Raw genomic sequence first — 23,651 nt, forward strand, 5'->3', positions numbered from 1 at the left:
GGGAGGGTTCACGCTGAGTAGCCGAACGCCGCGCTGGCGCTCGCACCGTGCTCGGATGTCGAGACCAACCTCACGTCGCGGAGGGTTCGGCCGCCGATGACGACCTCGGCGTTCCTGCGCACGGACGTGCGAGCGGAGAATCGAGCCTGGCCGCCGGACGGAGCGGGCGTCCGAGAGACGGAGGCGCGCCTGAGCCAGAGGTTCGGTACAGCGGAGCGGCTGGTGTCATTGACGGCGTAGATGAGGACTTGCGCCAACTGACCGAACATGACGAGTTCATCGACGGCGTCAAGGCGGGGCGGGGCGGCTGAGTACCCTGCCTGGGATGATGTGACGGAATGGGACGTCTCGAGGTGTCCATCGACGAGGTCCACGCGATCGACGTGGGACGACATCTGGTTCGAGTCGCCTGCTGCCGCATGGGTGAGGCCGGGTGCCGCCTCGGCTGCGCCCGGTCGGGCTCGGCTCGGGGCGCACTCCAAGTCGACGTCCAGTCCGCCGATACAAGCCCGCAATGACTTGGTGCTGACGAGCGGTCCGCCGTGATCGGTCGTGATGCCGATGGGGACAGAGCCCACATCAGTTGTCGCCACACGTCCGGCGACGACTGAGAACCCTGTGACATCGAACGGCCCTTCCCACCAAGCGCCGCGATTCGTGTTCTCACACAAGCTGATGGTCTTCAGCGCCAGGCTGATCGCATCGATAGAACTGAGATGCACCTCGCGGGGATCTCCTGCCGCGTCCAGCGACCAGCGGCGCGGATAGACCGCCTGCTTAACCGCCGAAAGTCGGATCCTGTCACCGTCGACGTGTTCGGCCACCTGGCTGACGGTATGCCTGATGTGTCGATGACCCGAACCGAAGTATCGGCCGGACTCCTTGCCGAGTATCTCCTTTAATGGCCGCCCATCAAAGTGGTGCATCTCGTCCCTTCGGATCTTCTGATCGGTCTGGTGATATGTGCACGCCTGGAAGGTGTCTCGCCGGATTCGATCCCAGGATCTCGAGCGGCGTCATGCACCCGGACCGTGCCTCGGCTGCGAGGGCTGCCGGTACTTCCAGGTAGATCGCAGCCGCAAAGGCTGTTCCAGACCCAGCAGTCAGAACGAACGATGCACGATCGCCGGCGCTGCCTTCCACGGTGACTCGGAGACGAGGCTTGATGATGGTGCTCGCGGTCGACGTGAGCATCCGAGGCCGCGTTCGCCGATGTGATGGAAGCCTGAGAGGGCGAACTCCGTGCAGCGAAGACAGCACTCGCAGGAGCGGGAGTAGCAGGAGGAGCTGGCCGCGAGGCAACCCGAGCTCGGCGAACACCTGGATGTCGGTCGCCGCCGTCGTCCTCCGCAGAGCGAACAGGTCGCCGGTGTGCAGTGTCAGGTGAGAGCTCGTCTCAGAGGTCTCAACTGCTCTTCCAACTCTCAGCCTGACCAGCGTCCCGGACCGGAAGCGCCAGCTTCCTGAAGCGAGAACTGCCTGCGACGAAGCTGTGACGCCTGGTGACTTCGAAGTCCTGCCACTCGCGAGGCTCGTCAGGCTGACCTTCTGCGGCTGGTCTATCGTTCGGAGCGCATGCTCGGCGAGCACTTCGGCCAGATACGTGCCGAACCCCGCGCCGGTTACCACGGCGATGCCGCATTCTCGCCAGTGGGCATCCCGTTTCCACGCGTACTCGTGAGTGCGGCCCTCATTCGACAGGTCAGCGTAGGAGACGCAACCTTCCGCGCTGGCCTCCATGAGCGGCTTCGCGGTGGAGGACTATGGTCCGGCTGCGTTGATCACCCCGCTGACGCCGTCGAGGTGTTGCGTCAGGGAGCTCGCACGCTGCCGGAGGTCGAGCTGCATCCTCGCGACGCCGTACCGGTCAGCCAGCATGTCGAGACTCGCGCCGTCGCGCCCGGCGAGGAGGAACGGCATGCCCCGGCGCCTTGCCTGCATCGCGAGTTCCGCTGCAACCGAGCCCGTGCCGTAGATCAGGCAAGGTGTCACCGGATCGACAGGGATGGTGCTCTCCCGGAGTGCATCGTGCTGGACGCTAGGGGAGGGGCGCTGCTCGCCGGTCGTCGTCGACGCCCGGCGGGGGGACCTGGCGTGCCGCGCGCACGGCGATCGCGCTTCCGAGCAGCACGAAGATCAGAAACGCCGACAGGCCTGCGAGCACGAACGCGTTCGAGTGCGTGGGGTCGACCACGAGGCTGAGCGAGCCCCCCGTGACCGCCAAGAATGCGCCGATCCACACGCAGGGTCGGGCTGCCTGATGGCCCCGCTGCCAGGCTTCATCGGAAGCCATGACCGAGGCTGCTCTGATCCCGACCAGGTTGTTCGGGCCGAGTCGCCCTCGGGCGGCGCATTCGACGGCTGCGACGACGGCAGCAGCAGCGAACACGAGGACGAGCACTCCGAAAACCATGAACCAAACATACATGCACGGTTGTATGTCGTCGTTCGCGCCGTCGGTCGTCGCGCCAATTTTCGCGCCCAGAAACAAAGCACCGTACATGTTTGGTTTGATTCGACGAGTCTGCGAAGTGCAGCTCGCGATGTGGCGCTGGCAACTCGCCTCCGCTCCACTGGTCCACGAGCCCGTCCCTGGCGCTCGAGGCCATCACTCTTGGGGGAACATTGGCTATCAGGATGAAGTCGGCTGTCTCGGTGCTGTGTGCGGCAGCGTTGGTACTCGCGGGGAACCTGCCTGCGGTTGCGGCGCCCTCCGGCGCGAGCCTTGTTGCACAGCACGAGGCGGCGACGACGACGTCGTACACGGACCACGACATCATCAGCTTCCTGGTGCTCGGCTCGGGTCCGGTCTACGAGGACCACAAGGCACTCTCGCCGTATGCGCCGGAAGTGGATAGCGTCACCGTCGAAGCACGAGACGAGATGTACGCCCTGTTCATGGGTGTCGAACCGAACTTCAACGAGCTCGTTACCGTGCCGCTGCAGTCCGGTGATCCTCGTCTCGTCGACGTTGCTCTCGAGAACTTCTCCGAGATCTCCTACGGCGTAGCGGAGGTCATGGGGCTCAACGTGCCCGACAAGGAGGAGTTCGTCTCGGCGCGATCGATCGTCTTCGTCGTCGTCGTGGCTGCTGTCGCCGGAGCGGCCGTGGCGACGGTCGCCGGGGCGGGGAACGTGGGATGGGTCTGGAACACCATCGATTTCTGGGGGACGAGCACTGAGCAGAGCCCGATCTCGCATGAGAAGCGCGCGGCCCAGTTCGCTGCGGCTCTCGGCAAGTAGGTGAGGCTGCCTCCGCGCTCGAGGGAGAGGGGAGTGATCGCGGACAAGGCTGTCTGGTTCTTCGGGGCAGCCTTGGCCGTGCTCGCTGTTTGGATCGGGGCAAGCGTGTACTTCGTGCTCCCGCCCAATGTTCTGTCAAGTGAGTCGGACGTGCACAAGAACCTGCAGCTGGCATTCACAACGGTCTCCCCACAGGGGTGGGGGTTCTTCACGAACGCACCACAGGCGACTGAGATCGCCGCATATGACGCGGAGACGATGGCGTCGTTGATGCTTGCACCTCAAGGGCGGGTGGAGAATCTCTTCGGCCTCAGCAGGGCGCAGCGGGCGCAGGGGCCCGAGCTCGCACAGCTCTCCGAAGCCGTCGGGCAGTGGCACGAGTGTGAAACTGGCCAGACCCGCGAACACTGCCTCGCCGAGGCCAGTTCATTGCAGCCACAGAAGATCACCGTGAACCTCGCTCACCGTACGCTTTGCGGCCCGATCATTCTGACCACAGAGACGTTCACGCCCTTCGAATACCGAGAATTCGATCTCCCCATGCACTCCATCGAGACCTTCACGACCGTGGACGCGGTGTGCTGATGCACGAGCGACCCGGGCCAGCGCTACGGCTCCAGATCGCCTTGCAATCGTTGGAGGTTCGGCAGCGTGCCTTCACGCTCGGCCGCGGCGCTCTGGCGGCCGCCCAGATCTCCATCCTCGTTTTCACGCCGTTCAGCGCACTGATGCAAACGGTCGGAGGAGCCGAACCGGCGCCTTACTGTGCTGGGGCGCGGATCATCTCCGCCTTCTGCATCGGTGGTCCAGAGGTGCCCTCGATCGTGCGGGTCATCGTCATGATTGTTTTGCTGGGCCTCGTGCTCGTCGGGTTCCTGCCGAGGGTGATGGCGTTCGTTCATGCCTGGATCGCCATCTCCATCTCCACCGGAATCTCATTGCCCGATGGCGGCGATTCTGTGGCCGCGATCGTCTCGGTGATCATCATCTTCATCATGGCTGCGGATGATCGGAGATGGGCATGGTCCAAGGAGCGCCGGCCCGTCGGACCAGTCGGTCGAGGTGTTGCACTCGCTGGGATCTATGCCCTGCGACTCCAGGTGACCTTGATCTATCTCAATAGTGCATTTGAGAAGTTCAACGTCGATGACTGGTCCAACGGATCGGCCGAGTACTACATCTCTCGCGGGTACATGTTTGGCGCAAGCGGCCTCATCGCAGATGTGCTGCACTGGGCGACGTCAGTCCCGCTCCTCTTAGCCGTCATCACCTGGGGTGTCATCGTCGCAGAGATCTGCATCGGAATTCTCGTTGTGACCATTGACTTCGGTCGACGGATCGCGTTCAGTATGGCGGTCGCATTGCACGTCGGGATCATCCTCAGCATCGGGCTGTGGAGTTTCGGGATCATCATGATCGCAACCGTCGGGATCGCGACGATGAAGCTCGTCCCGCCCTCCGCTTCGCCCGGTTCTGCGAGTGACGAGGACGACTCTCCATCGATCCTCGGAGACGACGATGCCGTTCGGCGATCGGAGGTGTTGTGATGCTGCGATTCCTCCGGTCGGCCAGGCCGCGGCAAAGGCGTGAGGCGCCGAGCACGGGTGGTTGCGTCCGGCGCGCAGTCCGCACGGATCACGCCTACTGGCGCAAGCTCGCCGTTCCGCTCCTCCTGTGCTCGGTGCTGGTCGGATGCAGCCTGAATCTCAGAGAAACTGTTCCGACAGCGGGCACAGACCTGACCGCTAAGGAACTCCGGACCCAAGATCTGATGCTGTGGGCGGTCGAACGGCTGAACGCAGAGGAGGACTTGACCACTGAGGCTGTCGAGTCGAAATCGGACGCGGGTGCGTTCGACTCGGAGTCCACCGCGCATTTGGTCACCATGGTGAATTCGAGCCTTCGGCCCCTGGGCCCATACACGGTGAAGTCCTTCGAACTTCGACCCGAGGGAGCTCTTGCTGTCGTCCGCAATCGGCTTGGCATTCTCCTCGATCTGCAGATCACCGCGAACGCGAACGGAGAGCTCAGAGCGCTCGTCGTGAACGCGGCGGTTGCCACTGCATCACCATCGATTGCATCCTTTGCCGAAGCAGCGGCTCGTCTCGAAGCGCTCGTTCCTGCGTCATCACTGCTCATGCAGGTGACACGCGGGTCGCACACGGAGTCGGTTCACGAGCGGGCGCACGACGTTCTCCGTCCGGTTGGATCGGTGATGAAGCTGTACGTTCTGGCAGCTGTAGTGGAAGCGATCAAAGAAGGGGATCTCTCCTGGGAGGACGTGCTCATGATCGACGATGGGAAGAAGAGTCTCCCAACCGGTCGGCTGCACCTCGAGCCGGACGGAACAGAAATTAGCGTGTTCGAGCTCTCACGTTTGATGATGCAGATCAGCGACAACACAGCAGCCGACGTTCTCATGGACGCTGTCGGAGCCCAGCGGTTGTCGGCCGCGGTGCGCGATCTCGGGCATCACCAACCTGACCTCCTCGAACCGTTCCCGACGACGAGGAAAATGTTCCAGTTGACGCTCGGCGGCGACACGTCGCTCGCGAACGACTGGAACGAGGCATCCAGCGCGGCTCGCCATGGCATTCTTGAGAAGTTGAGCAGTCAGCCGCTGACAGTGGACCCGGCATGGATCGAGCGCGCGCCGTTCTGGCCACGCGACATCGATTGGTTCGCGAACGCTGAAGACGTGGCGAGTGCGCACCGGGCGGTCGTGGAGCTGGGACGCGACGATCCGCGCATGTCGCAGATCCTCCGGTCACCCGAGATCGCGTCTTCTTCGCCGTTTGTAGAACGCGGGTTGGTGACACTCTCGGAGAAGATCGGAAGCTCGCCAGGCGTCGTGGCGGTCACGCTGGTTGCCGTGGGGAGCGACGGTGCCGTCTATTCCGTGGTTGCCCTGGGCGTATCCGAACAACCCGGTGACCCACTGGAGCTCTATCGATCGAAGTTCATCGATGTTGCCAGGAGCGCCCTTGACCTATTGATCGAGTGACGCGACATCTCGGATTCTCGACAACCGGTTCGGATCCGTTCAGAGCACGGCGCGGCTGGCGTTCACCTGCTGTTCCGGTGAGGCGGCGTGTCCGATGATGGCATTCCCGCTGAGGAGCGCCGACAATTTCGATGCAAGGAGAGCGCTTCGGCAATTGGCTCACCGGCAAGTGTGGGGAGTGGCCGAGATCGATCCGACGCCGATTGTATTCGGACGCGATCGGAAGCAGTCTGCCGTCATCGATGCTATTGCACGGCACGCTGAACAGTACGGTTCCAGCCGCAGTTCGGTCTTGCCTCGGTGCCCTTACATGCACCTCGCACTGAGTAGGTCAAATTGGGAAGATCATGACCGGGATTCGCCCCTGTCGGTAGCACACGTCAGACCGCCGGGATGTCGGCGAAGCGCGAGAAGTGGCCGTGGAAGCCCACGGTGACCGTGCGGGTCGGGCCGTTGCGGTGCTTGGCGACGATGAGGTCGGCCTCGCCCGCGCGCGGGTTGTCCTTCTCGTAGGCGCTCTCGCGGTGCAGGAGGATCACCATGTCGGCGTCCTGCTCGATCGAGCCGGACTCGCGGAGGTCCGAGATCGCGGGGAGCTTGTCGGCGCGCTGCTCGGGGCCTCGGTTCAGCTGCGAGAGCGCGATGACCGGCACCTGCAGCTCCTTCGCGAGGAGCTTGAGGGCACGCGAGAACTCCGAGACCTCCTGCTGGCGGCTCTCGACCTTCTTGCCGGAGGTCATCAGCTGCAGGTAGTCGATGACGACCATCTTGAGCCCGACCCGCTGCTTGAGCCGGCGGCACTTCGCCCGGATCTCGACGAGGGTCATGTTGGGCGAGTCGTCGATGTAGAGCGGCGCGTCGTTGATCCGGCCGCGGGTGGAGGCGATGGTCGTCCAGTCGCGCTGGTCGACCGTGCCCTTGCGCATGTGCTGCAGCGGCACGGACGCCTCGGCCGAGAGGAGGCGCATCGCGATCTCGCTGCGCCCCATCTCGAGGGAGAAGAAGATCGTGGCCATGTTGTGCTTGATCGCGGCGGCGCGGGCGAAATCGAGCGCCAGCGTCGACTTTCCGAGCGCGGGGCGCGCGGCGACGATGATCATCTGCCCGGCGTGGAAGCCGTTGGTCAGGTCGTCGAGGTCGGCGAAGCCGGTGGGGACGCCGGTGAAGCTGCCGTCCTTGTGAGCGGCCGCCTCGATCTCGTCGATCGCGACGGTCACCGCGTCGGTCAGCGGGACGTAGTCCTCCGCCGTCTCGGAGCCGGTGACGTTGTAGATCTCGGCCTGCGCCGTGTTGACCAGGTCGAGCACCTCGCCCTCGCCCTGGTAGCCCATCTGCGCGATGCGGGTGCCCGCCTCGACGAGGCGGCGCAGCAGAGCGCGCTCGGCGACGATGGAGGCGTAGTAGCCGGCGTTGGCCGCGGTGGGGACCATCGAGGTGAGCGTGTGCAGGTAGTCGGCGCCGCCGGCCCGCTGCAGCTCGCCCTGCTTCGTGAGCTCGTCGGTGACCGCGATGACGTCGGTCGGCTCGCCGTGCGAGTAGAGGGCGAGGATCGCGTCGAAGACGATCTCGTGCTTGGGGATGTAGAAGTCGGTGCCCTTGACGCTCTCGACGACGTCGGCGACCGCGTCCTTCGAGAGCAGCATGCCGCCCAGCGCCGACTGCTCGGCGAGGAGGTCGTGCGGAGGGGTCCGCTCGTTCCCGCGCGACTCGCCGCGGTCTCCGCGACCGTCCCGTCCGTCCGAGCCGGGTACCGCCAGGTGCGCGATCGTCATGCCTTCGCCTCCTCCTGTCGGGTGCTGCGCGTCCGGTCGCGCGGTGCCGGGATCCGGTCTACCAGCGACCTCCGACAGCGGCGCACGGGCGCCTGCCCGCACCCCTCGCGGGGCGCTGCGCCACCCTACGGACCGCCGCCCGCGGCACGCAAACCGCCCTGTGGAGAGAGCTGTGCAGAACCGCGGGGAAACGCCGGGCCCACTGTGGGCAACATGTGGACAACCCTGTGGGATTAGCGGCTCTCAGTAAGTTTTTTCCGGCTCCTGACCAGGCATTTCCTGCTTTCCACAGGTGTGTGGGGAAAAGAGTCTCAAGACCACAGTGAAGGTTGGTCCCGCTGGAGGGTGTATGTGGATGGAGCTGTGGAGAACGGGAACGACGAAGGGCGGTGCGAGGGGACTCGGAAGTCCCGTCGCACCGCCCTCCGCGGCGTTCTCGCGGCCTTACTTGGCCGCGACCACCTGCAGCTTCACAGTGGCCTGGATGTCGTCACGCAGACGCACCACGGCCTCGTGCTCGCCGACGTGCTTGATCGCGTTCGAGATGACGATCTTGCGCTTGTCGAGCTCGCCGAATCCGGCCGCCGCCACCGCGTTCGCGATGTCGGAGGTCTTCACCGAGCCGAACAGGCGGCCGTCCTTGCCGGCCTTGACCGTCAGCTTCACGCGGTTGGCCTCGAGGACCTGCTTGGTGTGCTGGGCCTCTTCGATGGTCTTGTGCTCACGAGCGGCTCGCGCCGACTTGATCTGCTCGACCTGCTTCTCGCCACCGCGGGTCCACGCGACGCCGAAGCCCTGCGGGATGAGGTAGTTGCGGGCGAACCCGTTCTTCACGTCGACGACGTCGCCGGCCGAGCCGAGTCCGTCGACCTCGTGGGTCAGGATGACCTTGGACATACCGTTACCTACCTTCCGCTGCCGGCGTAGGGCAGGAGCGCCATCTCGCGGGCGTTCTTGACGGCACGGGCGATGAGGCGCTGCTCCTGAACGGAGACGCCGGTGATACGACGGGCGCGGATCTTCCCGCGCTCCGAGATGAACTTGCGGAGGGTCGCGACGTCCTTGTAGTCGATGACACCCACGCGGACCGACTTCGCGGGGGCCGCGTTCTTCGCGCCCTTGCCGCGGATCGGCTTGCGGCGGTCGCCGCTGCTCTTTCCAGCCATAGTGGTTTCCTTAGATTCTGGTTCGCCCCTGCCCCGCCGCGAGCGATCGCGGTGCGGGGGAGGCGTGATTCAGGTGAGGAGAGCGTCCGAGCCGAGGCTCAGAACGGCGTCTCGTCGTTGTAGCTGCCCGGCGTGCTCCACACGTCGCCACCGGCGGGAGCGCTCGGCGCCCACGGCTCCTCGGCCTGACCGCCACGGTTGCCGCCGGCGTTGCCGGAGCCCCCCTGACCGCCGCCGCCGAAGCCGCCCTGGCCGCCGCCGATCTGACCGCCGTTGCCCTGGCCGCCACCGGCCTGGCCGCGTCCGCCTCCACCGGAGGCGCGCGTGACCTGCGCGGTCGCGTAGCGCAGCGAGGGCCCGATCTCGTCGATCTCGAGCTCGATGCTGGTGCGCTTCTCGCCTTCCTTCGTCTCGTAGGAGCGCTGCTTCAGGCGGCCGGTCGCGATGACGCGGCTGCCCTTGGTCAGCGTTCCTGCGACGTTCTCGGCGAACTCGCGCCAGACGGACGCGCGGAGGAACAGCGCTTCGCCGTCCTTCCAGTCGTTCGCCTGACGGTCGAAGGTGCGCGGCGTGGAGGCGATGGTGAAGTTCGCGACCGCGAGCCCGCCCTGCGTGTACCGCAGCTCGGGGTCGGCGGTGAGGTTCCCCACCACGGTGATGATCGTCTCGCCGGCCATGAGCGCTACGCCTTGGGAGCGGCCGAGGCCTTGGCAGCCTTGCGGGCGGCCTTCTCGTCGGCGAGCTTCGCGGCGGCCGCGACCTGGGCGATGCCCTCTTCGGCCCGCAGCACCTTGGTGCGCATGACGGCCTCGGACAGCTTCAGCTGACGGTCGAGCTCGTTCGCTGCGGCGGAGGTCGACGTGAAGTCGACGACGGCGTAGATGCCCTCGGACTTCTTGTTGATCTCGTACGCCAGACGACGGCGGCCCCAGACGTCGACCTTGTCGATGGATCCACCATCGGTGCGGATGACGTTGAGGAACTTGTCGAGACTCGGAGCGACGGTGCGCTCATCGATCTCGGGGTCCAGGATGACCATGATCTCGTACTGATGCGTCACTAACCCACCTCCTTCGGACTGAACGGCCACGGTATTTCCGTGACAGGAGGGTATGTAGCATCTGCCCACTCCCGCGGACGCGAGTGCGTCTGGTCGTGGACAACCTGTACAGACTACAACAGGACCGCCGCGACGCGCCGGACGGATCCGCTCGAGGCGCACCATCCAGGGCGCAGGGCGAGGCGAGCACGGGGCCCGGCTCAGCGCCTCAGCGCGACGCCCACCACTCGCGGAGCCGCTGCGTCGCGACCTCCTCGCCGAGCGGACCCTCCTCGAGCCGCAGCTCCAGCAGGAACCGGTACGCCTGCCCGACCTCGGGGCCCGGGGCGAGGCCGAGGATCTCCATGATCCGCGTGCCGTCGAGGTCGGGGCGCTTGGAGGCGAGCTCCTCCTTCTCGGCGAGCTCCGCGATGCGCGCCTCGAGGTCGTCGTAGGCGTGCGCGAGCCGGTCGGCCTTGCGGCGGTTGCGCGTGGTCACGTCGGCGCGGGTGAGGATGTGCAGCCGCTCGAGCAGGGGCCCGGCGTCGGTCACGTAGCGGCGCACCGCGGAGTCGGTCCACGCGCCGTCCGTGTACCCGAAGAAGCGCAGGTGCAGCTCGATGAGACGGGCCACGTCCTTCGTCGTCTGGTTGTCGAACTTGAGGGCGCGCATCCGCTTGATCGCGAGCTTGGAGCCGACCAGGTCGTGGTGGTGGAAGCTCACCGCTCCGCCCGGCTCGAGCCGCCGCGTGGCCGGCTTCCCGATGTCGTGCAGGAGGGCGGCGAGCCGCAGCACCACGTCGGGCGCGGCTCCGGGGTGCCGCGACTCCTCCAGCGCGATCGCCTGCTCCAGCACGGTGAGGCTGTGGGTGTAGACGTCCTTGTGGTGGTGGTGCTCGTCCTGCTCCAGGCGCAGCGCGGGCAGCTCCGGGAGGAAGCGACCGGCCAGACCGGTGTCGACGAGCAGCTCCAGGCCGGCTCGGGGCGAGGCGGTCGCGAGGAGCTTCCGCAGCTCCTCCTGCACGCGCTCCGCCGAGACGTCGTCGATTCGGCCGGCGAGCTCGGCCATCGCCCACTCGACCTCGTCGGTGGTGCGGAAGCCGAGCTGCGAGGTGAAGCGCGCGCCGCGGAGCATCCGGAGCGGATCGTCGCCGAAGGAGAGGTCGGCGGGGGAGGGGGTGCGCAGCCGGCCGGCGAGCAGGTCCTCCACTCCTCCCGAGGGATCGACGAGGACGACCTCCGGGAGCCGCAGCGCCATCGCGTTGACCGTGAAGTCGCGCCGCACCAGGTCGCCCTCGAGCGAGTCGCCGAACTCGACCTCGGGCTTGCGGCTCACCCCGTCGTAGCTGTCGCTGCGGTAGGTCGTGATCTCGACCGTCTCGCCGGCCACGCGAGCGCCGATCGTGCCGAAGGCCCGGCCGATGTCCCAGTGCGCCTCGGCGATCGGAGCGACGATCCGCACGATGTCGTCGGGGCGTGCGGAGGTGGTGAAGTCGAGGTCGTGCACGCCGTGGCCGAGGAAGGCGTCGCGGACCGGGCCGCCGACCAGCGCGAGCTCGTGGCCCTGGGCTGCGAACGCCTCCGCCAGCCGCGCCACCGTGGGCGTCCCCGCGAGCGCGCGGAGGGTCTCGAGAGCGGTCTGGACGCTGTGCATTCGCACGATCCTAGTGGCGGGGGGTGTCCCGGCAGCGGGTGACCGTGCCAGGGGGTTACGCGGGGGAACCGCCTGCACAGCGGACGCACCGCCTGCCCCGAGGAGGGCTGCCCGTAGAATCACCCGCATGGAGGCCGAGTGAGTCCGATGCATCGGCGCGACCCCTCCCTCCGCTCCCGCCGCTCGCGGGCGGCCCTCCTCCTGCTCCGCTCGGCAGGTGCTGCCGCCCTCGCGCTCGGCCTGACCGGCGTGGCCTCCCCCGCCCTCGCGGCCCCGGTCACCGCCGCGACGGCGACCTCGACGCCCGCTCCCGGCACCGTCACCACGACCGCCGGGGCCGGCAGTGACGGCGTCCTGCGGCCCGGCCAGGACCTCGAGCTCTCGATCGCCGTGCGCAACGGCACCACCGAGGCGATCGACAGCGCCGACGTGACGGTCGCCCTCTCCTACGCCACCCTCGACACTCGCGCGGAGCTGCACGACTGGCTCGACGCCGAGGCCGACAACGACACCGACCCGGTCCGTGCGACCGCCCAGCTGCGCCTGCTGCCCTCCAGCACCGCCGAGGCCGGCCTCACCGTGCCGGTCGACCAGATCCCCTTCTCCAACGACCGGACCGCGCTCGGCACCCACGCCGTCCTCGTCACGGTCACCGGTCCGGGTGGTGTCGTCTCGACCGCTCGCACCGCCGTCGAGCTGACCGACGACGCGGTGGCCCCGGAGCGCGAGACCGGCGTCAGCGTCCTCGTCCCGCTCACCGTCCCGGACACGGCCGACGGCCTGCTCTCGGCCGAGGCCCTCGCCGACTACACCGACGGCACGGGGACCCTCACCCGGCAGCTCGACGCGGTCGCGGGGAAGGGCGTCACGATCGGGGTCGACCCGCGCATCCTCGCTTCGATCCGCATTCTCGGCAGCGCCGCTCCGGAGTCCGCCCTCGACTGGCTCGACCGGCTGCAGTCCGTGCCGAACGAGCGCTTCGCCCTGCCGTACGCCGACGCCGACGTCTCGGCCCAGGCGCAGGCCGGGCTCTCCGCGCTCCTCTCTCCCACCTCCTTCGAGTACGCGATCGACGACACCCGCTTCGCCGCGGTCCCCGGCACCGCCAGCCCGGCGCCCACGGTCGCCGTCGACTCCGACCAGCCGGCCGAGGACCTGCCGGCGCGTCCGAGCACCGAGTCGCTGCTCGCCTCCGACTGGAGCACCTCCCTCGGCAGCGTCGCGTGGCCCGACGAGGGCACCCTCCGGGGGTCGGACCTCGACGTCTACGCGGCCAGCGGAGTGAACCGCACGGTCGTCCCCTCCTCGGGTCTCCTGCTGCCGGAGGAGGTGACCACCACCTCGCGCGCCACCGTCGGCGACTCGGACCTGGTCGTGGCCGACTCGCGCCTCACCGAGGCGTTCGACGCGGCCGCCACCGCCACCGACGACACCGAGTGGCGCGCCCGCATGTCCGAGATCGCCACCGATCTCGCCGAGGTGCAGGAGGAGGGGACCGCGCCGGACGTCGTGCTCACCCTCGGCCGCGGCTCGGCGATCGGCGCCGCGCGCCTCTCCGAGACCCTCGACGCGATCGAGTCGCTGCCCTGGGCCCGCGGAGTCGCCCTCTCCACCGCCCTCGCCGTCCCCGCGACCGAGGGCGCGAGCGTCGTCGACTCGCCGGAGTCGGAGTCGCGGCTCGACCGGGTGCGCGACCTGCTCGACGCCGGCTCCGAGGTCGAGGCGTTCTCCTCCGTGCTGCAGGAGCCGGAGCTGCTGTCGGGCAAGAGCCGCAACGACGTGCTGGCGCTGCTCTCGGTGACCTGGCGCGGAGACGGCAGCGGCTGGGGCGACGCCGTCGGCGCGGCCATGACCGAGGCCGACCGGACGCTCTCGCTGGTGTCGATCGACGCGACCGGCAGCATCCTGCAGGTCTCCCGCGACTCGAGCATCCCCGTGTACGTCCGCAACGAGCTCCCCTGGCCGATCGCCGTCCGCATCCAGGCCTCGACCTCGAACGCCGTCCTCGACATCGACGAGGAGGCGATCGAGACCACCGAGATCGACGCCCGCTCGCAGGGCCGCGTCCTCATCCCCGTGAAGGCCCGGGTCGGCAACGGCGAGACGAGCCTCGGCCTGCAGCTGACCTCGGCGCAGGGCGTCCCCATCGGCACCCCCACGGGCATGACGACCAGCGTCCGCGCCGACTGGGAGACCGTCGGCACCCTGGTCATCGGGATCGCGCTCGTCGTCGTCTTCGGAGCCGGCATCCTCCGCAACATCCGCCGTCGCCGTCGAGGCGACACCCCTGAGGACGAGGAGGACCCGAACGCCGTGCTCGAGGTCCAGCCCGACCTCGACGACCAGCGATCGGACCCGCGTGGCTAGCTTCTCCCTCGGACGCGCGAGCGCCGTCCTCGCCTCCGGCACGATGGTCTCGCGGATCCTCGGCTTCGTCATGTCGATCGTCATGGCGAACACGATCGGAGCCGCGGTCGCGCCGGGCGCGGACGCCTTCACGACGGCGAACCTGCTGCCCAACACGATCTACTCGATCATCGCGGGCGGCGCTCTGAACGCCGTCCTCGTCCCGCAGATCGTGCGGGCGGGCCTCGACGCCGACGGCGGCCGCGGCTACATCAACCGCCTGCTGACCCTGGCGCTCGGCCTGCTCCTGGTGACCACGATCGCCGCCACGGTCCTCGCTCCCCTGCTCGTGCGCCTCTACGCGCCCGGCTACGGACCGGAGCAGTACCAGCTGGCCGTCGCCTTCGCGTTCTGGTGCCTGCCGCAGGTCTTCTTCTACGGCCTGTTCACGATCCTCGGCGAGGTACTCAACGCCCGCGGCTCGTTCGGCCCCTTCACCTGGGCGCCCGTGCTGAACAACGTCGTGGTGATCGCCGGGCTCGTCGCCTTCATGGTGCTGTTCGGCGCCGATCCGGAGGGGAACCGTCCGGTCGACTCGTGGTCCCCGGCGATGGTCACCCTCCTCGGCGGGAGCGCGACGCTGGGCATCGTCGTCCAGTCGCTGTTCCTGATGCTCTTCTGGCGGAGGGTCGGCCTCAGCTACCGCCCCGACTTCCGCTTCCGGGGCGTCGGTCTCGGCACGGCCGGGCGGATGTCGCTGTGGTCGTTCGCCACCGTGCTGCTGACCATCGTCGCCGGCATCGTCGAGAGCCAGGTCTCCTCCACCGCGTCCGGCGAGGGGCCCTCGGCCGCGGCGCTGCAGAAGGCGTGGCTGATCTTCATGCTGCCCCACTCGGTCATCGCGATCTCGATCGCCATGGCGTACTTCACCAAGATGAGCGGTCACACCGCGCGGGGGGAGATGAAGGAGTTCCGCTCGGACGTCTCCACCTCGCTCCGCCTGGTGCTGATGATGCTCGTCTTCGCCGCCGCCGCGATCGTCGTGGTCGCGGTGCCGTTCGGCTCCGTCTTCACCGACTCGTTCGCGGACGCGCAGGCCATCGGAGCGATCGCCATGGCCTACGTGATCGCCCTGCCGCTGTTCTCCTCGATCGCCATCATGCAGCGCGCGTTCTACGCCCTGAGCGACGGAGCGCGGCCGTTCCTGTTCACCCTGGTGCAGGTCGTCGTGGCGGTCGCCGGGTACCTGATCGTGCTCCGGCTCCCCGCCGACCGCACCGCCGTCGGCATCGCCGCTGCGACCTCGCTCGGCATCTGCGTGCAGGCCCTCGTGGCGGCCCTCCTCCTGCGCCGCCGGCTCGGCGGCCGCGGAGGCAGGCGGATCCTCGTCAGGCTCGCGCAGTTCGTCCTCGCCGCGGTGCCCTCCGCCGCCGCCGGCTACGGCGTCCTGGTCGCCCTCGGCGGCACGCGCGCGGGCGGTTTCGCCGTCTCGAACTACGTGGAGCCGCTGCTCTCGATGGCCGCGATCGGCACCGTGATGGCGCTCGTCTACTTCGCGGTCCTCTGGTTCCTCCGGGTGCCGGAGCTGCGCGCCGTCCTCGCTCCGGTGCTCCGCCGACTGGGCCGCTGATGCTGCTCCGGTAAAAGCCTGGTCAGATCGCATTTCCTGGGCTGCTGCATAGAGCGGCGCGTGGCACCACCGGCACTCCCGGGCCCGCGGAATAGTGCCCGCCTAGGATGTGTTGTAGCCCACGGAGCCGCGGAACGATTCGAGCGACCGGCTCCGGGTGCTCGGCTCCCGCCCCACCCGTCACCGCTCGTACAGACCCCGAGGAGTTGCCGTGCGCGACATCGTCATCATCGGATCCGGCCCCGCCGGCTGGACCGCCGCCATCTACGCGGCGCGCGCCGAGCTGCACCCGGTGGTCGTGGCCTCGTCGGTCGAGATCGGCGGCGACCTGATGAACACGACGGACGTCGAGAACTTCCCCGGCTTCCCCGACGGCGTCCTCGGCCCCGAGCTGATGACCTCGATGCAGGCGCAGGCCGAGAAGTTCGGCGCCGAGACCTTCTACGACGACGTCACCTCCCTCGATCTCGAGGGCGAGGTCAAGACCGTCCACCTCGGCTCCGGCGAGAGCATCGAGGCGAAGACCGTCGTCGTCGCGACCGGATCCGCCTACCGCAAGCTGGGCCTCCACGATGAGGACCGCCTGTCGGGACACGGTGTCTCGTGGTGTGCCACCTGCGACGGCTTCTTCTTCAAGGGGAAGACCATCGCCGTCGTCGGCGGAGGCGACTCCGCCATGGAGGAGGCGACCTTCCTCACCAAGCACGCCGCGAAGGTCTATGTGATCCACCGCAAGGACTCTCTCCGCGCCTCGAAGGTCATGCAGAAGCGCGCCTTCGACAACGAGAGGATCGAGTTCATCTGGAACGCCGAGGTCACCGGCATCACCGGTGAGAACCACGTCGACGGCGTGAAGCTGCGCGACACGGTCGACGGCACCGAGTCCCACCTCGACCTCGACGGCCTGTTCATCGCGATCGGCAACGACCCGCGCACGCACGTCGTGCACGGCAAGCTCGACCTCACCACCGAGGGCACCATCTCGGTGGTCGGCCGCTCCTCCCAGACCTCCGTTCCCGGCGTCTTCGCCGCCGGCGACGTGATCGACCCGACCTACCGTCAGGCCGTCACCGCCGCGGCATCCGGAACGGTCGCCGCCCTCGACGCGGAGCACTACCTCGCTTCGCTCGCCGATGGCACCGCCCACACCGAAGGCTCACCCCGGGCCGAGCTCATCACCCGCTGACCGTCCGGTCATCGCACATCGGAGCCGGCAGCCCGCCGACTCGTGAAGGAGAGAACACCATGTCCACCGCGAAGAGCGTCACCGACGCATCGTTCCAGTCCGACGTCCTCGACTCCGAGAAGACCGTCCTGGTCGACTTCTGGGCCGAGTGGTGCGGCCCCTGCCGCATGGTCGCACCGATCCTCGACCAGATCTCGGCCGAGCACGGCGACAAGATCGAGATCGTCAAGCTGAACGTCGACGAGAACCCGCAGACCGCCGCGAAGTACCAGATCACGTCGATCCCGGCGATGAAGGTCTACCAGAAGGGCGAGGTCGTGAAGACCGTCATCGGCGCCAAGCCGAAGCCGGCCCTCGAGGCCGACCTGGCCGCGTTCCTCTGAGTTCGCACTCCTGACCGCCCTCTGCGGTCTCCGAGAGCCCCTGTCACGTCGTGACGGGGGCTCTCCTCGTTCCCGAGGCTGTTTCACGTGAAACAGCCCCGCCGGGGCGCAGGCCACGATCCCTGCGGTGGCGACCGACCGCCCCGCCGCAGCACAGGACCGGCCGGTACTGTGGATCCACCCGGCTCCGGCCGGAGAGACCCTGTCCACCGAGCGAAGCGGAACCATCGTGACCAACCGCGGCACCAACCTCGACCCCTGGTACAACTCCTATGCGGAGCGCACGGCCGGTCTGGCCGCCAGCGAGGTCCGAGCCCTGTTCGCCGTCGCGTCACGCCCCGAAGTGGTCTCGCTCGCCGGCGGCATGCCGTTCGTGTCCGCGCTCCCCCAGGACCTGGTGACCGGCGCCATCGACACCGTGATGCGGGAGCAGGGACCCGTCGCGCTGCAGTACGGGTCGGGCCAGGGCGTCCCCGTCCTGCGCGAGCAGATCCTCGACGTCATGGCCCTCGAGGGCATCTCCGCCAGTGCGGACGACATCGTGGTCACCACGGGCTCTCAGCACGCCCTGGAGCTCGTCTCGAAGCTGTTCCTGGACCCGGGGGACGTCGTCCTCTCCGAGGGCCCCAGCTACGTCACGGCGATGGTCATCTTCCGGTCGTACCAGGCCGAGGTCGAGCACGTCCCGATGGACGAGCACGGGCTCATCCCCGCCGCCCTCCGCGAGCACATCGCCCGCGTGCGCGCCGCCGGCAAGACGATCAAGTTCCTGTACACGATCCCCACCTTCCACAACCCCGCGGGCGTGACCCTCAGTTGGGAGCGCCGCGTCGAGATCCTCGAGATCTGCAAGTCCGAGGGAATCCTCGTGCTCGAGGACAACCCGTACGGCCTCCTCTACTTCGAGGACGTCCCGCCGAAGGCGATGCGCTCGCTGGAGGAGGACGGAGTGATCTATCTCGGCACGTTCTCGAAGACGCTCGCTCCCGGCTTCCGAGTGGGCTGGGCTCTCGCTCCGCATGCGATCCGCGAGCGGCTGATCCTCGCCAACGAGGCGGCCGTCCTCAGTCCGTCGTCCTTCAGCCAGCTGGTCATCTCGAAGTACCTCGAGACAGCCGACTGGCGCGGACAGATCGACACCTTCCGTGGCGTCTACCGCGAGCGGAAGGAGGCGATGCTGAAGGGCCTGCAGACCCATCTGCCCGGCCTCAGCTGGACGAACCCGAACGGCGGCTTCTACGTCTGGGTCACGCTGCCCGAGGAGCTCGACTCCAAGGCGATGCTGCCGCGCGCAGTGAAGGAGCTCGTCGCGTACACGCCGGGTACCGCGTTCTACGGCAACGGAGACGGACGTCAGAACATCCGCCTCTCGTTCTGCTACCCGACGCCGGAGCGCATCGGTGACGGCATCCGCCGCCTCGCCACGGTCATCAACGGGGAGCTCGATCTGCTGTCGACCTTCGCGGGCACGGGCCGGCTGAGCAGCGCCGACGCGAGCAAGCGCGACGCCGTCCTGCCGCCGAACGTCTCCTGACACCGCTCCTTCGATAAGAAAGCCCTGGTCATGACCGATTTCTCTGTGCTCGACCGTACTCTCGACATCGTCGTCATCAGCGGTGGCATCAGCCACGAGCGCGACGTCTCCCTGCGGTCGGGCCGACGCGTGGCGGATCGTCTCTCCGCGATGGGCCACCGCGTCTCCCTGCACGAACCGGACGCCAGCCTCCTCTCGACGCTCCTGCAGAAGCGTCCCGACGTCGTCTGGCCCGCGGTGCACGGGGCGAGCGGTGAGGACGGTGCGCTCCTCGGGCTCCTCGAGGCGGCGGGCTTCGCCTACGTCGGCTCGCGGACGGACGCGGCGCGCCTGGCCTGGTTCAAGCCGACCGCGAAGACGCTCGTCGCTCGCGCCGGCTTCTCGACCCCGCGCTCCGTCACCCTCCCCCGCGAGACCTTCCGCGAGCTCGGAGCCGCCGGGATCCTGGAGCAGGTCGAGGCGCACCTGCCGGGCTCCCTCGTGGTGAAGCCCGCCCAGGGCGGTTCGGCCCAGGGTGTCAGCATCGTGACGGAGTCGTCGCAGCTCCCGCGAGCGATGGTGGAGGCGTACACCTACGGCGACGTCGTGCTCATCGAGCAGCAGATCCAGGGGACCGAGGTCTCCGTCGGTGTTCTCGACCTCGGTGACGGAGCTTTCGCCCTGCCGCCTGTCGAGATCGCACCCGTCGCGGGCCAGTACACCTTCGAGGCGCGCTACAACGCGGGGGAGACGCACTTCTACACGCCGGCACGGATCCCGCCGGAGATTACGGAGGAGGTGTCCCGCGTGGCCGTTGCGATCCACGAACTGCTGGGACTCCGCCACCTGTCGCGGCTCGACTTCATCATCGACGACGCCGGACTCCCCTGGTTCTTCGACGCGAACGTCCTTCCCGGAATGACCGAGACCTCACTCGTTCCCCAGGCCATCGAGGCATCCGGCCGCTACCTCGGCGACGTCTACTCCACTCTCGCGAAGCTCGCCGCCTCCTGACTCCATACCGTTTCACGTGAAACGGTCCGCTGCGCGTACGCTCCTGATCACATGGCTGCTGAGTTCTGAACGAAAGCTCGAATCCATGCCAGACGAGTAGTTGCGTCGCGGCCGATCAGGACCCTCTATCGCCGCCTTCTCCCTACAATGCGGGTCGAGTAGCCGCTCAATAACGGGTCCACGTCATCATCAGCAGACCATTAGTGCCAACTCGGGGAAGAACCCGAGGCCGCGTATCGACTCCCACCAACGTCGGACATCTGTCGCCGCGCCGGCCGATTATCCGCAGATCAGCGTGGTACATCCCGCCCCCGCCGCCACCTTTTCACCAGGCCCACGGGCATCCATCGCCACCTGGTCCTCGTCGTCATGCTGGTCGAGTAGACGCATTGCCGCGTATCGAGACCCGGCCACCCCCAGTGGGAACCTGGCGGGCGTTGCCTGGAGCGATGTATCCACGCCCACTGTCTGGCCATATCCGCAGACATACCGGTGAAGAGCAGTAGTGCGTCGAATCGAGGCTCACCACGATCGCCACCCGCGCCATCTCTGGGGAGACACAACATGGTCGATCGACGCTGATCGACACCAGGCACCCGTCGCCATGCGGGTCGAGTAGCCACTACGCGACGTACCGAGACCCACGGCCCGAAGGGACCCCTTTAGCTTGATTCTCCGACCTCAACTTCGCCTCGGGGGGGTGGTGTCTCTATTCCGCTGGTCAGGCGAGCAAACTCTTTCGAGCATTGCGGTCGAAGTCGGTCCCACGATGATCCGCATGGGCGTCCAATGTTCTCGGCAGGGGCGTTTCACGTGAAACGCTTCCGCAGCCGTTGAGCAACTTCGATCCGAAATGTTGCGCTCGTTGGAGCGAGTCGAGCCGACGAGGGCCTCCTCTCCTACCTGACAAGCTCGTAGCTCTTCAATGGCTAGGCCGCCCTAGAGCGGACCGTTTCACGTGAAACGGCCCTTCCATCGTCTCTTTCAGTGCTCTCCGGGGGCGACCGCCGACGGAGTCCTCCGTCAAAGCTCGGCGAACCCAGTCATCACATGTGCATCGATCCGCGAAAACGAAGCAATACTGCAATTCGTCTAAGGTTGCCCCCCCGCCGGCCAATTTCTGGAGGCCGAGGAAGCGCTCCTCACCGGAGACTTGGGATGCACGGACAGCCGAGGTGATCCTCATCTCAGCGGCCAACGTAGGAATGTTTCACGTGAAACATTGCGCACGCGACTATGGGCGACCATGACGTCGCCCCGGGCAGCGGAGAGCGCCACCGAGTACGACACGCCCAGGCACCCGTCCTGAGCCCGCCAGCGAGTCACTGAAAGCGACATGAACTCCGGAGGTCAGGAGGTCTGAACTCAGCCAACCCTAGATCCGGCGCTCCACGCCTACTCAACCGCGATATAGGCGCATCGTGAGCTACTCCATCCAGAGATCAATGCCCCAGATACCCGGCGATCGTCACCGTTCGGCGATACCAGCCGTATTCTCGACCAGGACCGGAGTCAGCAGGGCCCCGCAGAACCTGGAACCACTTCATCGGACTGTACCGGTCAGAAGGGCCTATCAATCAGAGAGAGGACGACAACCGAGAATCCTCAGCTCACAAGGCATCTCGAAGATCGCCCCAAGCGTGCTGATCTGCGATCGCGGTGCCGACGAGGGGAGCGGATACCGCCAGATCGGCGATTGCGGCCAAGAACACAGCGCGAGCACGCGCACGCCAGCCGCACGGCGAATCAGTGGCGGCCGCTAGGCCGGCCACTACGGAGCGAGCGACACCTCGGTCGGCTCCCCGATCTCGGCGAGGATGCGGTTCAAGTCCTGGATGGTGGCGAAGTCGATGACCATCTGGCCCTTGCGAGCACCCAGGGTGACCTTGACGCGCGTGTTCAACCGGTCGCCGAGGTGATCCGCGATCGACGAGAGGTGTCCGGAGTGCCCGCCCTGCTCCTCCACCACGGGACGCACGGTCGTCCGCGGCGCCTTCATCTGCGCGGCGGCGGCCTCGGCGGCGCGGACGGACAGGTCCTCGTTGACGATCTTGTCGGCCAGGCGGCGCATCATCTCGACGTCGTCGAGGGACAGAACCGCACGCGCGTGTCCTGCGGTCAGGACGCCGGCAGCGACGCGGGCCTGCACATCGGCCGGGAGACGCAGAAGACGGAGTGTGTTCGAGATCTGCGGCCGCGAACGTCCGAGCCGCGTCGCCAGGGCCTCCTGGGTGATCCCGAAGTCGCTGAGGAGCTGCTGGTAGGCGGACGCCTCCTCGAGCGGGTTGAGGTCGGCGCGGTGCAGGTTCTCCAGCAGCGCGTCGCGGAGCATGTTCTCGTCGGCCGTGTCCTTGACGACCGCGGGGATGGTGGTCAGTCCCGCGGCCTTCGAGGCGCGGAACCGGCGCTCACCCATCACGAGCTCGTACTTCGCTCCGCCGCGAGCCGTCACGGGCCGGACGACGATCGGCTGCAGCACTCCGAACTCGCGGATGCTGTGGACGAGTTCCGCGAGGTCGTCCTCGTCGAACACCGACCGCGGCTGCGCCGTGTTGGGGGTGATGTCGGCGAGGGGGAGTCGCGCCAAGCGCGCTCCGGGGACCTCGAGGAGCTCCTCGGCGCGGGCCGAATCGCCGACCTGATCAGGGAAGAAGACGTCGACGGGCCGGGAGCGCGACTCGTCGCTGGTCGGGATGAGCGAGCCGATCCCCCGGCCGAGTCCCGTGCGCTTGGTCGCCATCAGCGTGCCTCTCCTTCGTGTGCCGTCTCGGGTGTCTTCCGGGCTCCGCGTCGTGCGATCTCCGCGGCCGCCTCCAGATACGCCAGCGAACCGGACGACTGCGGGTCGTAGCTGATCACGCTCTGTCCGTAGCTCGGCGCCTCCGAGATCCTCACGTTGCGCGGGATCACCGCGCGCAGCACCTCCTTCGGGAAGTGCTCTCGGACATCCGCTGCCACCTGCTGGGAGAGGTTCGTGCGGCCGTCGTACATCGTCAGGAGGATCGTCGAGACACCGAGGTTCGGATTGAGGTGCCGCTCGATCAAGTCGATGTTCTTGAGCAGCTGGCTGAGCCCCTCGAGCGCGTAGTACTCGCACTGGATCGGGATGAGCACCTCGCGAGCGGCGACGAACGCGTTGATGGTCAGCAGACCGAGCGACGGCGGGCAGTCGATGAAGACGTAGTCGAACGGCTCGTCCATGGTGTCGAGCATGCGGTCGAGCGCACGGCGGAGACGCTGCTCGCGCGCGACGAGCGAGACCAGCTCGATCTCGGCGCCGGCCAGGTGGATGGTCGCCGGCACACCGTAGAGCGAGGCGAACTCCGGGCTCTTCTGCACGACGTCCGCGAGGGGAGTGTCGTTGACGATCACGTCGTACACGCTGGCCGTCTCGGCTCGGTGCTCGATGCCCAGGGCCGTCGACGCGTTGCCCTGCGGATCGAGGTCGATGACGAGCACCTTCGCCTCACCGCGGGCGAGCCCGGCGGCGAGGTTGACGGTCGTCGTCGTCTTGCCGACGCCGCCCTTCTGGTTCGAGATCGTGATGACGCGCGTCGACTCGGGCTTGGGCAGCGGCTGGGCGTTCAGCAGTGCGCGCCGACGGGTCATATCCGCGATCTCCCGGGCCAGGGGAGTCGAGGAATCGAAGCCTCCGGTCAGACCGGCGGAATCGGTTTGTTTCACGTGAAACCTTCGCTCAG

Annotated in this window: 21 protein-coding genes; 10 read left to right on the forward strand and 11 right to left on the reverse strand. The window is 67.5% G+C overall.

Annotation, left to right across the window (positions count from 1 at the left end; translation table 11 throughout):
• Positions 1 to 8: 8 nt before the first annotated feature.
• From C5C69_RS16710 to C5C69_RS09000, 3 genes are all read right to left on the reverse strand, one after another.
• Positions 9 to 926, reverse strand: a complete 918-nt coding sequence (locus tag C5C69_RS16710) for an AvrD family protein (protein ID WP_146078445.1) — start codon at positions 924 to 926, stop codon at positions 9 to 11.
• A gap of 835 nt (positions 927 to 1,761) precedes the next feature.
• Entirely contained in the window at positions 1,762 to 1,920 is a 159-nt protein-coding gene (locus C5C69_RS16975) for a hypothetical protein (RefSeq protein WP_181068330.1), read from the reverse strand.
• A gap of 118 nt (positions 1,921 to 2,038) precedes the next feature.
• Entirely contained in the window at positions 2,039 to 2,503 is a 465-nt protein-coding gene (locus tag C5C69_RS09000; RefSeq protein ID WP_104232982.1) for an SdpI family protein, read from the reverse strand.
• A 134-nt stretch (positions 2,504 to 2,637) separates the two neighbouring features.
• Between C5C69_RS09000 and C5C69_RS09005 the strand changes: the two genes are divergently transcribed.
• From C5C69_RS09005 to C5C69_RS09020, 4 genes are all read left to right on the forward strand, one after another.
• Positions 2,638 to 3,243 (forward strand): hypothetical protein, encoded by a 606-nt coding sequence (locus C5C69_RS09005; RefSeq protein WP_104257794.1) that lies wholly within the window; start codon positions 2,638 to 2,640, stop codon positions 3,241 to 3,243.
• 33 nt (positions 3,244 to 3,276) lie between these two features.
• Positions 3,277 to 3,828 (forward strand): SdpA family antimicrobial peptide system protein, encoded by a 552-nt coding sequence (locus C5C69_RS09010; RefSeq protein WP_181065488.1) that lies wholly within the window; start codon positions 3,277 to 3,279, stop codon positions 3,826 to 3,828.
• Entirely contained in the window at positions 3,828 to 4,790 is a 963-nt protein-coding gene (locus C5C69_RS09015) for a sporulation-delaying protein SdpB family protein (protein WP_258065192.1), read from the forward strand. Before C5C69_RS09010 ends, C5C69_RS09015 begins: the two co-directional genes overlap by 1 nt.
• Positions 4,791 to 5,014: 224 nt before the next feature.
• Positions 5,015 to 6,247, forward strand: a complete 1,233-nt coding sequence (locus tag C5C69_RS09020) for a serine hydrolase (RefSeq protein ID WP_181068332.1) — start codon at positions 5,015 to 5,017, stop codon at positions 6,245 to 6,247.
• 380 nt (positions 6,248 to 6,627) lie between these two features.
• Here the strand turns inward: C5C69_RS09020 and dnaB are convergent, their stop codons facing one another.
• The 6 genes from dnaB to C5C69_RS09050 form a co-directional block, all read right to left on the reverse strand.
• A complete protein-coding gene (dnaB, locus tag C5C69_RS09025; RefSeq protein WP_104225797.1) occupies positions 6,628 to 8,019 on the reverse strand; it encodes a replicative DNA helicase in 1,392 nt (463 codons plus the stop codon).
• 444 nt (positions 8,020 to 8,463) lie between these two features.
• Positions 8,464 to 8,916 carry a 50S ribosomal protein L9 gene (gene rplI, locus C5C69_RS09030; protein ID WP_104222692.1) on the reverse strand — a complete coding sequence of 151 codons (453 nt, stop codon included), beginning with the start codon at positions 8,914 to 8,916 and terminating at the stop codon, positions 8,464 to 8,466.
• 8 nt (positions 8,917 to 8,924) lie between these two features.
• Complete coding sequence (rpsR, locus tag C5C69_RS09035; protein WP_055784551.1) at positions 8,925 to 9,185, reverse strand: 30S ribosomal protein S18; 261 nt, start codon at positions 9,183 to 9,185, stop codon at positions 8,925 to 8,927.
• Between the two features lie 98 nt (positions 9,186 to 9,283).
• On the reverse strand, positions 9,284 to 9,862 hold the full coding sequence (locus C5C69_RS09040; RefSeq protein WP_104222691.1) for a single-stranded DNA-binding protein: 579 nt from the start codon (positions 9,860 to 9,862) through the stop codon (positions 9,284 to 9,286).
• A gap of 5 nt (positions 9,863 to 9,867) precedes the next feature.
• Positions 9,868 to 10,245, reverse strand: a complete 378-nt coding sequence (rpsF, locus tag C5C69_RS09045; protein ID WP_068207796.1) for a 30S ribosomal protein S6 — start codon at positions 10,243 to 10,245, stop codon at positions 9,868 to 9,870.
• Positions 10,246 to 10,453: 208 nt separating this feature from the next.
• Positions 10,454 to 11,878, reverse strand: a complete 1,425-nt coding sequence (locus tag C5C69_RS09050) for a CCA tRNA nucleotidyltransferase (RefSeq protein ID WP_104250244.1) — start codon at positions 11,876 to 11,878, stop codon at positions 10,454 to 10,456.
• 147 nt (positions 11,879 to 12,025) lie between these two features.
• Between C5C69_RS09050 and C5C69_RS09055 the strand changes: the two genes are divergently transcribed.
• The 6 genes from C5C69_RS09055 to C5C69_RS09080 all read left to right on the forward strand — a co-directional run bounded on the left by C5C69_RS09055 (position 12,026) and on the right by C5C69_RS09080 (position 19,950).
• A complete protein-coding gene (locus C5C69_RS09055; protein WP_104257797.1) occupies positions 12,026 to 14,245 on the forward strand; it encodes a DUF6049 family protein in 2,220 nt (739 codons plus the stop codon).
• Positions 14,238 to 15,854 (forward strand): murein biosynthesis integral membrane protein MurJ, encoded by a 1,617-nt coding sequence (gene murJ / locus C5C69_RS09060; RefSeq protein ID WP_258064653.1) that lies wholly within the window; start codon positions 14,238 to 14,240, stop codon positions 15,852 to 15,854. The genes C5C69_RS09055 and murJ overlap by 8 nt, the downstream gene beginning before the upstream one ends.
• Positions 15,855 to 16,065: 211 nt before the next feature.
• Positions 16,066 to 17,040, forward strand: coding sequence for a thioredoxin-disulfide reductase (gene trxB / locus C5C69_RS09065; protein ID WP_104225794.1), 975 nt, complete (start codon positions 16,066 to 16,068; stop codon positions 17,038 to 17,040).
• A 59-nt stretch (positions 17,041 to 17,099) separates the two neighbouring features.
• Positions 17,100 to 17,423 carry a thioredoxin gene (gene trxA, locus C5C69_RS09070; RefSeq protein ID WP_104222687.1) on the forward strand — a complete coding sequence of 108 codons (324 nt, stop codon included), beginning with the start codon at positions 17,100 to 17,102 and terminating at the stop codon, positions 17,421 to 17,423.
• A 202-nt stretch (positions 17,424 to 17,625) separates the two neighbouring features.
• Positions 17,626 to 18,957 (forward strand): PLP-dependent aminotransferase family protein, encoded by a 1,332-nt coding sequence (locus tag C5C69_RS09075; RefSeq protein WP_374952920.1) that lies wholly within the window; start codon positions 17,626 to 17,628, stop codon positions 18,955 to 18,957.
• A gap of 30 nt (positions 18,958 to 18,987) precedes the next feature.
• Positions 18,988 to 19,950: an ATP-grasp domain-containing protein gene (locus C5C69_RS09080; protein ID WP_104257798.1), complete on the forward strand. Its 963-nt coding sequence runs from the start codon at positions 18,988 to 18,990 to the stop codon at positions 19,948 to 19,950.
• A 1,771-nt stretch (positions 19,951 to 21,721) separates the two neighbouring features.
• On the opposite strand, the gene C5C69_RS09085 is transcribed toward C5C69_RS09080, so the two are convergent.
• Both C5C69_RS09085 and C5C69_RS09090 read right to left on the reverse strand, forming a co-directional pair.
• Positions 21,722 to 22,690, reverse strand: a complete 969-nt coding sequence (locus tag C5C69_RS09085) for a ParB/RepB/Spo0J family partition protein (protein ID WP_104247022.1) — start codon at positions 22,688 to 22,690, stop codon at positions 21,722 to 21,724.
• Complete coding sequence (locus C5C69_RS09090; protein WP_104247021.1) at positions 22,690 to 23,559, reverse strand: ParA family protein; 870 nt, start codon at positions 23,557 to 23,559, stop codon at positions 22,690 to 22,692. The genes C5C69_RS09085 and C5C69_RS09090 overlap by 1 nt, the downstream gene beginning before the upstream one ends.
• Between the last annotated feature and the right edge of the window lie 92 nt (positions 23,560 to 23,651).

Origin of the sequence: Rathayibacter sp. AY1C7, from assembly GCF_002931865.1 — a bacterium.
Taxonomy (GTDB): Bacteria; Actinomycetota; Actinomycetes; order Actinomycetales; family Microbacteriaceae; genus Rathayibacter.